Genomic DNA, 11,626 nt, shown 5'->3' on the forward strand with positions numbered 1-11,626 from the left:
TCAGCCTAACCTAAATTAGGGTGACCTAACTAGCACCTGCCTGGCGCTTAACTGGCGTCTCTCCAGGCCCGCCAGAGTCGCGCGTAGCGGCCGCCCAGAGCCACCAACTCCTCGTGCGTGCCCTGCTCCACGACGCGTCCCGCATCAAGCACGGCGATCCGGTCGGCGGCCACCGCCTGGGTCAGCCGGTGCGCCACGAACAGGGTGGTCCGACCGGCGCAGGCGGCCAGTACGGCCCGCTCCAGCTCGGCGGCGCCCTCGCTGCCCGCCTCCGCGGTGGACTCGTCGAGCACCACCACGGGGGCCCGGCCGAGCACCAGCCGGGCCAGGGCGACCTGGGCCACCTTGGTGCCGTCCAGCCGGGCACCGCCCTCACCGACCGCCGTGTCCAGCCCCTCGGGCAGCGCGTCGACCCACTCGGCCGCCCCTACGGTGCCCAGCGCGGCCAGCAGTTCGGCGTCGGTCGCCTCCGGCGCGGCCAGCCGCAGGTCGTCGGCGAGCGGCCCGGAGAACACGTGCGTCTCCTGGGTCAGGATGCTCACCAGCGCCCGCGCCGCCGCCTCGTCCAGATCGGCGAGGTCGGTCGAGCCGATCCGCACCGACCCGGCCTCCGGGGTCCCGATGCCGGCGATGAGCGCGGCCAGGGTCGTCTTGCCGGCCCCCGTCGCGCCGACCAGGGCCAGCGAGCCGCCCGCCGGGATCGTCAGGCTGACGTCGCTCAGCACCGGCTCCTCGGAGCCGGGGTAACGGAACGTCAGCCCCTGCACCGTCACCGGGTACGGGTCCCGGTCCGCGGGCGCGGCGGTCGAATCCCCGACCAGCCGGTCCTGCGTGGACTCCGCCAGCACCCCGACGAGCCGGGTCAGGCTCGCGCCCGACTTCTGGGCCTCGTCGAAGGTGAACATGATGGCGCCCAGCGGGGTGAACAGGCGGTGGAACACCAGTGGAGCCGCCGCCACTTCACCGAGGGTCGCGGAGCCGGTCTCCAGCAGGACGTAGCCCACCACGAGGATCAGGGTGAGTCCGATGAACTCCGCCCGGTTCTCCCGGCCGACGAAGCGGCCGAAGAAGTGGAACACCTCGATGCCGAGGTCCCGCACCCGCCGCGAATCGGCGGAGACCTTCTCGCGGAAGGCCTCCTCCAGGCGGTGCGCCCGGACCGTCTCGATGCCGTTCAGGCCGCTGATCAGGGCCTGCGCGCGCTCGGCCTGGGCCACCGCGCGCTTGCGGTAGAGCGGGGCCGAGCGGGGCAGGTACCAGCGCAGGGCCAGCGCGTAGGCCGGCAGGGCGCAGGCGCCGGCCAGTCCCAGCCGCCAGTCGAGGCCGAACATGCCGATCGTGGCGATGGCCACCAGGATCCCCGCGGAGAACACCGTGGGGATGGCCGAGCGGATGCCCTTGGACAGGACGGCGACGTCGTCGCCGACCCGGGAGAGCACGTCCCCTCGCCCCACCTGCTCGACGCGGGCGCTGGGCATCCCCAGGACGGCCCGTACGGCGCCCTCGCGCAGGTCCGCGAGCAGGTCGGCGCCGAGCCGCCCGATCAGGTAGGCGGACAAGGCGGTGGCCGCCGCGCCGAGCAGCGCGGCGGCCACCATCCAGACCCCGATCGTGATCAGGATCGAACGCGGTTCGCCCCCGGTCACTCCGTCGACCACCCGGCCGAGCAGCAGGACCGGGAGCATCTGGAGAGCCGCCCCGGCGACCGTGCTGAGTACGGCTCCGGACGTCAGCCAGGGCATCGTGCGGCAGTTCGCCGCGACCCATCGGGCTGCTTCACGTCCGGTCGTCGTACGCAGGGTTGCCGGGGCGACCCGAGTCTCCGTGGCGCTCACACCTAGCCGACCGACTTGACGAGCTCGTCGATGGCGAACGGCAGGGCGGGCAGGGTGGCCTGGGACACGGCCGCACCGACGGCCGGACCCTCGCTGTCCAGCAGGTAGGACACCTTCTTGGCCTTGGTGACCTTCAGGTTGGCGAAGAGGTCGAACTTGTTCAGCGCGTCCGTGTCGGCCTTGTCGTTGATGACGAAGACGCGGTCGACGTCGATGAGGTCCATCCGCTCCGGGGAGAGCGGATAGGAGAACTTGCCGTCCGAGATCTTGTCGAGCTCGGTCTGACCCTTGAAGCCCATGCCGGTCAGGAGCTGGCCGCGCACGTCGGTGGCGGTGAAGGGGTTGACCGCGTCCTTGTACCAGGACACCGCGACGGCCGTCTGGGTGGCGAACTCGGGGTGCGCCTTCTTGACCGTGGCGAGCTTGTCCTGGACGCCCTGGATCATCGCCTTGCCCTCGGTCTCCTTGCCGACCGCCTTGGCGATCTGGAGGGCGTTGTCCTGCCACGGAGCGCTGAAGGGCTCCTTCTCGGCCTTGGTGCGGCCGACCGTCGGGGCGATCTTCGACAGCTTGTCGTAGGCGGCCTGGTCGACCTCGGAGTAGACCGCGATGATCAGGTCGGGGCGCAGGGCCGCGATCTTCTCGAAGTTGGGGCCGGCGTCACCGTTGTTCATGATGACCTCGGGCTTGGTCTCGCCCCACTTGTCCTTCACCCAGGGCCACTGGGTGTTGATGTCAGGGCTCTGACCGGCCGGGTTCGGGTACTGGTCGACCATGCCGACCGGCTTGATGCCGAACGCGAGGACGTTCTGGTCGTCGGTGTAGCCGACGGTGACGACCCGCTGGGGGGCCTTCTTGACCTCGGTGGAGCCGAAGAAGTGCTCGACGGTGACCGGGAACGCGCCGGTGGCGGCCGGGGCGTTGGCGTTGTCGTCCTTCTTCTTGTCCTTGTCGTTGGTGGCAGCCGAGTCGGAACCGCAGCCGGCAAGGAGGCCTACACCGAGGGCCGCGGCGGACACGGTCGCCGCCAGCTGCCGCCAGGGCTTCATACGTGTCGTTCGGTCGAGGAGCATGCGGGTTCCCTTGCTTTCGTGCTGTCCACTGCGGCCCCCTACTTAGGGCAGGCAAACCGTACCCCGAGGAAGTGAGGTAAGCCTAGCCTAAGTAGTAACTATCTGGTTTCAGCCGCCCTCGCTCTGACTTCCCACACTCTGACCGCCCTCACTCAGGACGTGCGTGCGCCCGATCGGCACCACGAGCGGACGGTCGCCCACCGGATCGTCAATCACCATGGCACGCAAGCCGAATGCCTCCCGCAGCAGTTCGGCGGTCAGCACCTCGCGCGGATGCCCCTGCGCGAGGACCGAACCGTCCTTCATCACGATCAGGTTGTCGCTGTAGCGCGCGGCCAGGTTGAGGTCGTGCAGCACCATGACCACGGTGCGTCCCGACTCGTGCAGGTCGTCGACCAGGTCCAGCACGTCGACGGCGTGCGCCAGGTCGAGATAGGTGGTGGGCTCGTCGAGCAGCAGCAGGTCGGTGCCCTGAGCGAGGGTCATGGATATCCAGACGCGTTGACGCTGACCTCCGGAGAGCGCGTCCACGGGGCGGTCGGCCAGGTCGGCCACCCCCGTCATGGCCAGCGCGCGCTCCACGACGGACGCGTCGTCCGAGGACCACTGGCGCAGCCAGCTCTGGTGCGGATGCCGGCCCCTGGCGACCAGGTCGGCCACGGTCAGGCCTTCCGGCGCGACCGGCGCCTGGGGCAGCAGGCCGAGCTTCTTCGCCACGTCCCTGGTCCGCAGCCGGGCGATGTCCTCGCCGTCCAGGACCACGGAGCCGCTGGTCGGCTTGAGCAGCCGCGACAGGGTCCGCAACAGGGTGGACTTGCCGCAGCCGTTGGGGCCGATGATGGTGGTCACCACGCCCTCGGGGATCGACACGTCGAGCGAGTCGATGACGGTCCGGTCGCCGTACCCGACGGTGACGCCCTTGGCCACCAGGCGCGGGACCCCCTCGGTCCCGGACTGGATCCCGGTGATGGACTGAGCGCCCACGGCTCCCCCTTTATTTAGGCTTGCCTAACCTTTCTATCACCTAGCGGCGGTTCGCCCGCACCAGGAGGTAGATGAGGAAGGGGCCGCCGATCGCGGCCGTGACCACGCCGACCGGCAGGGTGATCGGCAGTGCCGTACGGGCCACCAGGTCGGAGCCGATCAGCAGCAGCGCCCCCGTCACGGCGGAGGCCACCAACGGAGGCGTGGGCGACTTCGTCAGACGCAGCGCCACCTGCGGCGCCACCATGGCGACGAACGGGACCGGTCCCGCCGCGCTCACCGCGAAGCCGGCCAGGAGCACCGCGCACAGCAGCAGGACGGCCCGTACGAGCGCGAACCGGACGCCGAGACCGGCGGCCACGTCGTCGCCGAAGTGCAGCGGCTTGAACTGGAAGGCCACGCACGCCACGACCACCGCGAGGGCGAGCGTGCCCCACAGGGCCACCGACACCTCGTCCCACGACCGGTTGTCCAGGGAGCCGACCAGCCAGGCCTGGGCCCGCGCCACGTCCCTGATGTCGGCGGTGACCAGCAGCCAGGTGGTGATCGCCTCCATCACGGCGCTCACGGAGAGGCCGATGAGGATGAGCCGGAAGCCGTCGACCCCGCGCCGCCAGGCCATGAAGTAGACCAGCAGTCCGGTGGCGAGGCCTCCCGCGAGCGCCGCCCCGGACAGTCCCACGGAGCTGACGACCGCGGCCGTGGCCCCGCCCGACACCGTCACCAGGCACACCGCGACCGCGCTGGCGCCCCCGGTGATCCCCAGGATGTCCGGACTGGCCAGCGGATTGCGGGCGATGGACTGGGTGATCGCCCCGGACATCCCCAGCGCGACGCCGACGACGAGGCCGGCCAGGGCCCGCGGCATGCGCAGGTCCATGATCACGAACTGGTCGACCTGTTCGCCGCCGCCGAAGAGGGTGGCCACCACCTGCGACAGGCCGAGGGGGAAGTCCCCCACGGCGATGGACAGGCAGAACAGCAGGAAGGCCGCCGCCGCCAGCAGCAGCGTGACCAGCACGATCCTGGGCCGCCAGACGAACGACAGGCCGCCGAGCCGCACACCCGGCGCCACCGAGGGCTTCCTGGCGGAGTTCTCGCCGGAGTTCTCGCCTGACTTGTCGACTGACTTCTCGGCGGACTTCACATCGGTCACGTTCATGCGCTCTTGAACTTTCCCCGCCACACCAGGACCGCGAAGAACGGAGCGCCGAGGAGAGCGACGAGGATGCCCGCGTCCAGCTCTCCCGGCCGCACCACGACGCGTCCCACGATGTCGCAGACCAGAAGGACGACCGCGCCGAGCAGACCCGCGTACGGCACCAGCCAGCGGTAATCGGGCCCGGCCAGATAGCGGGCCACGTGCGCCACCATCAGCCCGAGGAAGGCGATGGGCCCGCACGCCGCCGTGGCCGCGCCCGCCAGCAGCGTGATGGCGACGATGCCGACGGTCCGGATCAGCGTGATGTTGACGCCCAGTCCCCGGGCCACGTCGTCGCCCAGGTTCAGCAGGTTGACGGAGGGCAGGGTGGCCAGCGCCAGTACCAGCCCGACCACGATGAAGGCGGTCACCGGCCAGATGACGCCGAAGCCGACGCCGGCCACCGACCCCGCGTTCCAGAACCGCAGCGCGTTCAGCGCCGCCTTGTCCGACAGCGCGACCGCCGTCGTCATGGCCATCAGGAACACCGTGACCCCCTGCCCGGCCAGGGCGAGCGTCAGCGGATTGCCCGCGCCCCGGCCGATGCTGGAGAGCCCGAACACGACGACACCGGCGAGCGCGGCGCCCAGGAAGGCGAACCAGACGTACTGGAACGGGTCGGTGAACCCGAACAGGGCGATCGCCGACACCACGGCGAACGAGGCTCCGGTGTTCACCCCGAGCAGGCCGGTGTCCGCGATGGGGTTGCGCGTGTACCCCTGGATCAGCGCCCCGCCGACGCCCAGGGCGATGCCCGCCACGATCGCGAGGACCGTACGGGGCACCCGTACCGTCCGCATGATGAGCCGGGCCTCGGAGAGCTTCTGGTCGGGGTCCGGATCCGCGAAGAGCCCGTGCCACGCCTCGGCGGGGCTGAGCGCCCGCGCGCCGACGGCGAGGGACACCAGGGCCGCGGCCACGAGGACCGCGAGGAGGGCGAGCAGACCCACGATCCGCCGCCGCCGGGCCCGTGCGACGGCCCGGGAGGGTGCCGGGCGCCCGACCGCGGGCGGGCCGCCGACGGGGAGGCGAGTACCAGGGGGCACGGACGTTCCTTCGGTATGGGGCAACTGCGTGACGGAGCGACTGGATGCATGGGGCACCTGGTCGCACACTACTGCCGTGCCTCAGGCGCGAGAACGCCCGGGAGGCACGGCAGTGGGTGGGCGGGGACCGGTCAGACGGCCGGCTGGCGGGCTCCGCCGCCCGCTCCCCCGGCGACCGGACGGGCCTGCTCGGGCACGGCCTTGAGGTTCCGGTCGAGGATCGAGTCGAGTATCTCGCCGACCCTGACCGCGGTGTTGGACAGCAGGGAGGAGGTGATGCCGTGCGTGTGCTCGGTGCCGCCCTGGAGGTAGATGCCGCAGCTCAGTTCGAGGTCGGTCGTGACCCGGTAGTCGCGCTCGACCCGGATCCGGCCCTGGTCGTCACGGTGGCAGCGGTCGGCGACCTCGCCGAGCAGGCCCAGGCCGTCGGCCTGCTGGTACCCGGTGGCGCACACCACGACGTCGGCGTCGAGCACGCTCTCCTCGCCGGTGACCAGGGACTTGATGGTGGCGCGGACCCCGTCGGCGGTCTCCTCCACGCCCGTCAGGCGCGAGACGTTCAGGAAGCGCAGCCGCTCGGTGCCGAGCACCTTCTCCTGGTACGACTGCCGGTAGAGGTCGTCGATGAGGTCGATGTCGACCACGGAGTAGTTGGTGTTGCCGTGGTAGCCCATCAGCCGCTGCTTCACGTCCTCCGGGGCGGTGAAGTACTCGTCCACCGCCTGGGGGTCGAAGATGCGGTTGGCGAAGCTGCTGTCGTCCGCCGGGCTGTAGCCGTAGCGGGAGAAGACCGCGCAGACCTCGGCCCGCGGGAAACGGCGGTGCAGGTAGGCCACGTTCTCGGCGGCGCTCTGACCGGCGCCGACCACGACGAAACGGGTGGGCTCGCTGCCCTCCAGCCCGTCGATCTTCTTCAGCAGGTCGGTGTTGTGCCAGACGTGGTCGGTCCGCTCGACGCCCTCCGGCATGACCGGGCGCAGTCCGGTGGAGATGACGAGGTTGCGGGCGCGGTGGACGACGACCTCGTCGCCGGAGCGCGCCGTCACGTCGAGGTACTCCACGACGCCGTCCCGCAGCACGGGCTCGACGGAGACGACCTGGTGGCCGTACGAGACCATGTCGTCCACCTTGGCGGCGGCCCACTCCAGGTAGTCGTGGAACTCGACCCGGAGCGGGAACAGGTTCTTGTGGTTGACGAAGTCGATCAGCCGGCCCTTCTCCTGCAGGTAGCAGAGGAAGCTGTATTCGCTGGTCGGGTTCCGGAGCGTCACCAGGTCCTTCATGAAGGACACTTGCATCGTCGCGTCGTCGATGAGCATGCCGCGGTGCCACCCGAAGCGGGGCTGCTGCTCGAAGAAGTGGGCGGTGACCGCCTCTTGCCTTCCGACGCGCACGTTGTGCTCGCTGAGCGCGATCGCCATGGCGACGTTCGACGGCCCGAAGCCGATACCGATCAGGTCGTGGATCAGTGGTGCGTCGCCAGGAAGAGCCTGTGACATGTCACTCCCATTGGTGCGGGACAGCCGCCTGCCAGGCGTCGTGTCAGGGGTGGGGGAAAGGGGGCGTCCAGGCGCACCGGTGACCGGCAGCCGAGTGGAACTTAGGTAAAGCTAACCTGATCCAGACGCTCTGTCGACCAGGCAAACCGCACAAAACACCCCCACCCAACCCAATCAAGCCCAGAATCGGGGCTGTTGCGTCGTTAGGTAAGCCTTGCTTTACTTGCCTTTGCTTATTTCGCTCTTCTGAGGAGGAACCCCGATGCGGGTCGTCATGTTCGGTTATCAGACCTGGGGCCATCGCACCCTGAAGGCGCTCCTGGACTCCGAGCACGACGTCGTGATGGTCGTGACCCACCCCAAGAGCGAGCACGCCTACGAGAAGATCTGGAGCGACTCGGTCGCCGACCTCGCCGAGGAGCACGGCGTCCCGGTCGTCATCCGCAACCGCCCGGACGACGAGGAACTGTTCCAGCAGCTCAAGGAAGCCGACCCGGACATCCTCGTCGCGAACAACTGGCGCACCTGGATACCGCCGCGCATCTACACCCTCCCCCGGCACGGCACGCTCAACATCCACGACTCCCTCCTCCCGAAGTACGCGGGCTTCTCCCCCCTCATCTGGGCCCTCGTCAACGGCGAGCCCGAGGTCGGCGTGACGGCGCACATGATGGACGAGGTCCTGGACGCCGGCGACATCGTCATGCAGCGCTCGATCCCCGTCGGCCCCACGGACACGACCACGGACCTGTTCCACAAGACGGTCGACCTGATCGCCCCGGTCACGATCGCCGCCCTCGACCTCATCGCGTCCGGCCAAACGGAGTTCACGAAGCAGGACCGCTCCCAGGCCACCTTCTTCCACAAGCGGGCCGAGGAGGACATCCGCATCGACTGGTCCTGGCCCGCCGAAACCCTGGAACGCCTGGTCCGCGCCCAGTCGGCCCCCTACCCCGCCGCCTTCACCTTCCACCGGGGCAAGCGCCTGGAGATCCTCACGGCCGTCGTCTCCGAGGGCCGCTACGGCGGCACCCCGGGCCGCATCTTCTACCGCGAGGGCGAAGGCGTGGTCATCGTCGCCGGCCCGACCGCCCACACGGGCCACAACCACGGCCTGTCCATCACCTCCGTCCGCACGGAGGACGGCAAGGAACTCCCGGCCTCCACCTACTTCAAGTCCATGGGCGGCTACCTCACGTCCCGCCCGTAACCCCACCCGCCCCCGGCCCGCCCCGGCCGCCGGTCCCCGGGCGGGCCGTCACCGAATGCCGGCAGTGGCCGGCCAGAGGTCGCTGGTCAGAGTGCACTTCGCCGCGGCCCCGTGCGTCCGGCCGGGACGGGAATCACTCGCGCCCTAGCGTGGGCCGAATCGATCCCGGCATACCGCCGCCGGGATCCCGGCCCTCGGAGGCACCCCCACCATGACCGTCGACATCACCGCGCTGACCGGCGACTACGTCCTCGACCCGGCGCACACCCGGATCGGCTTCGTGGCCCGCCACGCCATGGTGACCAAAGTCCGAGGCGCGTTCCACCAGTTCGAGGGCTCGGCCCACCTGGACGGCGCCGATCCGGCCCGGTCCACCGGCCAGGTGGTGATCAAGGCCGACAGCATCGACACCGGCGTCGAACAGCGCGACCAGCACCTGCGCACCAACGACTTCCTGAACGCTCCCGACTTCCCCGACATCACGTTCCGCAGCACCTCGGTCGAGCCCCGCTCTGACACCGAATACCGCGTCACCGGCGACCTGACCATCAAGGACACCACCCGCCCGGTCACCATCGACTTCGAATACTCCGGCAACGCCGTCGACCCCTACGGAAACCTGCGGGTCGGCCTCGAAGGATCGGTGGCCATCTCCCGCAAGGAGTTCGGCGTGACCTGGAACGCGGCCCTGGAAGGCGGCGGCGTACTGGTCGGCGACAAGGTCGTCCTGGAGTTCGACATCTCCGCGATCAGGCAGGGCTGACAACACCCGGCCGACCGGCACGTGACACCCCGCCCGGGAGGGCCGGGGCGTCACGGCCGACGGAACGTGGCTTCGCGTACTCGGAGGGCGCCAACGAGGACGACCGGGTGCCGAACCGGCCGAGGCCGTGGCCGTGGCCGACAAGGCGCCGGAGCATCTCGCGCAGCAGCCGGCACCCCCGCTGCGCGAGACACCCCTCCGGCACCCGAACCAACCCAGGTCAGGCGTCCTTCGCCACCCGCTCCAGGATCGCCACGCACTCCACGTAGTGGGTCGTCAGAAACAAATCTGACGAAAACAAAACGAAGGTAACCGCAGTTGAGAGCCTTGCGGCATGGCTTCGCCTCGTGTGCTCTGCTTCCTCAGAGGCTCCCGCGGCCGTCAGCCGGGTCGCGCAAGTGGGGCCCGGCGATGCCCTCTGTCAGCGGCCGGAGTGGTCGATGACGTTGCCGTTGGTGCAGTTGTTGGGGTGGTCGCCGGCCCGGTTGCCGAGGGCGGGCACGACGGCGACTTCCTGGAGGCAGACGTCACCGGCGGTGAAGTTCCAGTTGTTCGGGGCGTTGACGCCGCCGCCGAAGTTGGAGTCGCTGTCGGCGTGGGCCGCGGGGGCGCCGAGGGCGAGGGCGAGCACAGGCAGTGCCGCGAGCATGATCTTCTTCATGGCCTGGGAAACGATCAAGATCTGGGAAGGAAACGGCCGGGGCCTTGTCTGCCCAGTCGGAGGGCTCGCGGTCACGGCCGCCGCAGGGTGGCCGGCCTGGCGGCGGCCGCACTTCCCATCGCCCTCGCCGGGACCGGCTGGTGCCACCGCGCCCGGCGGCGAGGTCAAGACCGGCCCCGTCCTCTCGGATGGAGTCGGGCGAAGAAGCTGATGGCAGTAGGGCCGCCCAACTCACAACCGTGATCAACGATCGCGGCGACGTCTCGCCGTCAACCGTGCACGAGCTCGGAGCTGTGCGCTGCGCGTCCAAGCCGCGGCCGACACCTTCCCGCACCCCCGGAGCCCGCTCCCTCGAAGGCCGCGCGCAGGCCGGATGGCGCGTCCTTCCGCAGGGAGCTGCTGACAGTCTCTGATCATGCGCAGGGCCGGCTGCCGTGGGCGTGCCTGTTCCGGGGACAGGGCCGGTTCCGGGACTCAGGGCGCGGGCTGGGGCACGGGGTCCGGGCCGCGCGTCACCGTGTGGGTCAGTCGATGGTTTCCTTGGCCTGTGCCGCTACCTGGGCGATGTCGGGATAGGGCCGCGGGTAGGGCGTGCCGATACCGAAGGCTGCGGCCATGACGTCGGCGAACGCTGCGGCGATGCGGATCTCGCCGTTGGGATTGGGGTGAGTGCCGTCCCAGGTGTGCTTGGCGGCCACGAACTCCGCTGCCGTCTCCGCGACGTACAGCGGGGACTCCACCGTGGAGAGCTCCTTCACCACGGTGCGCAGCCGGTCGTTGGCCCCAGCCACCTTCAGCGCGAACTCCGGCTCCTCGACGGCGCGGGTGGTCTCCAGGACGGTGCCGAAGGCGGCAGCCAGCTTCGGGTTGCCGCGGCGGGCGTTGGCGATGAACTCGCGCAGGTTGACCTCGAACTTCGGCGGGTCCACGTCGTACCAGACGAGGTCGTTGATGCCGAGGAGGACCAGCAGGTAGTCGGGCTTGTGCTCGGCGACCTTGGCCTCGATCTCCTCCTTCTCGGTCACGTAGGGGCGGCCCCACTGGGCGTCGTGGTCGGTGTCGAACTCGGGGTCGGCGTAGGTCTGGTCGCCGTCGCCGACCTCCTGCGTACGGATGTTGTCGAGGGTGTTCTTCGGGCCGACGAGGTCGAGCTCGACGTGCTGGGCTCGCAGGTGCTTCCAGAGGTGGTAGCGCCAGGTCCAGTCGCCGCTGCTGCCGTGACTGATGGAGTCGCCGACGATCATGATCGGGATCTCGCGGCCGGAGCTCGGAGCGTCTGTCAGTGAGGACATCAGGTGGCACCTCTTCGCATGATGTTGGACAAGGGCATGTCGCCTGTACAACTCCCGCCGCC

Annotated in this window: 10 protein-coding genes; 2 read left to right on the plus strand and 8 right to left on the minus strand. The window is 69.9% G+C overall.

The window, feature by feature from the left end:
* Nucleotides 1-47: 47 nt before the first annotated feature.
* From OG730_RS10340 to OG730_RS10365, 6 genes are all read right to left on the minus strand, one after another.
* Entirely contained in the window at nt 48-1,835 is a 1,788-nt protein-coding gene (locus OG730_RS10340; RefSeq protein ID WP_327303971.1) for an ABC transporter ATP-binding protein, read from the minus strand.
* Between the two features lie 2 nt (nt 1,836-1,837).
* The gene (locus OG730_RS10345; protein ID WP_327303972.1) at nt 1,838-2,908 is read right to left on the minus strand and encodes an iron-siderophore ABC transporter substrate-binding protein; all 1,071 of its coding nucleotides are present in this window, start codon (nt 2,906-2,908) and stop codon (nt 1,838-1,840) included.
* A gap of 108 nt (nt 2,909-3,016) precedes the next feature.
* Nucleotides 3,017-3,892, minus strand: a complete 876-nt coding sequence (locus OG730_RS10350; RefSeq protein ID WP_327303973.1) for an ABC transporter ATP-binding protein — start codon at nt 3,890-3,892, stop codon at nt 3,017-3,019.
* Nucleotides 3,893-3,932: 40 nt separating this feature from the next.
* A complete protein-coding gene (locus OG730_RS10355) occupies nt 3,933-5,054 on the minus strand; it encodes a FecCD family ABC transporter permease (protein WP_327303974.1) in 1,122 nt (373 codons plus the stop codon).
* Entirely contained in the window at nt 5,051-6,139 is a 1,089-nt protein-coding gene (locus tag OG730_RS10360; RefSeq protein WP_442814871.1) for a FecCD family ABC transporter permease, read from the minus strand. The genes OG730_RS10355 and OG730_RS10360 overlap by 4 nt, the downstream gene beginning before the upstream one ends.
* A gap of 131 nt (nt 6,140-6,270) precedes the next feature.
* Nucleotides 6,271-7,638 (minus strand): lysine N(6)-hydroxylase/L-ornithine N(5)-oxygenase family protein, encoded by a 1,368-nt coding sequence (locus OG730_RS10365; RefSeq protein WP_327303975.1) that lies wholly within the window; start codon nt 7,636-7,638, stop codon nt 6,271-6,273.
* A 262-nt stretch (nt 7,639-7,900) separates the two neighbouring features.
* Here OG730_RS10365 and OG730_RS10370 point away from each other — a divergent pair, with 262 nt between their 5' ends.
* The gene (locus tag OG730_RS10370) at nt 7,901-8,848 is read left to right on the plus strand and encodes a methionyl-tRNA formyltransferase (RefSeq protein ID WP_327303976.1); all 948 of its coding nucleotides are present in this window, start codon (nt 7,901-7,903) and stop codon (nt 8,846-8,848) included.
* A 211-nt stretch (nt 8,849-9,059) separates the two neighbouring features.
* Entirely contained in the window at nt 9,060-9,611 is a 552-nt protein-coding gene (locus tag OG730_RS10375) for a YceI family protein (RefSeq protein ID WP_327303977.1), read from the plus strand.
* A gap of 421 nt (nt 9,612-10,032) precedes the next feature.
* On the opposite strand, the gene OG730_RS10380 is transcribed toward OG730_RS10375, so the two are convergent.
* Nucleotides 10,033-10,272 (minus strand): hypothetical protein, encoded by a 240-nt coding sequence (locus tag OG730_RS10380; RefSeq protein WP_327303978.1) that lies wholly within the window; start codon nt 10,270-10,272, stop codon nt 10,033-10,035.
* Between the two features lie 524 nt (nt 10,273-10,796).
* Nucleotides 10,797-11,564 (minus strand): GDSL-type esterase/lipase family protein, encoded by a 768-nt coding sequence (locus tag OG730_RS10385; RefSeq protein WP_327303979.1) that lies wholly within the window; start codon nt 11,562-11,564, stop codon nt 10,797-10,799.
* Nucleotides 11,565-11,626 lie beyond the last annotated feature (62 nt).

The organism is Streptomyces sp. NBC_01298 (assembly GCF_035978755.1).
In the GTDB taxonomy this organism is placed as follows: Bacteria; Actinomycetota; Actinomycetes; order Streptomycetales; family Streptomycetaceae; genus Streptomyces.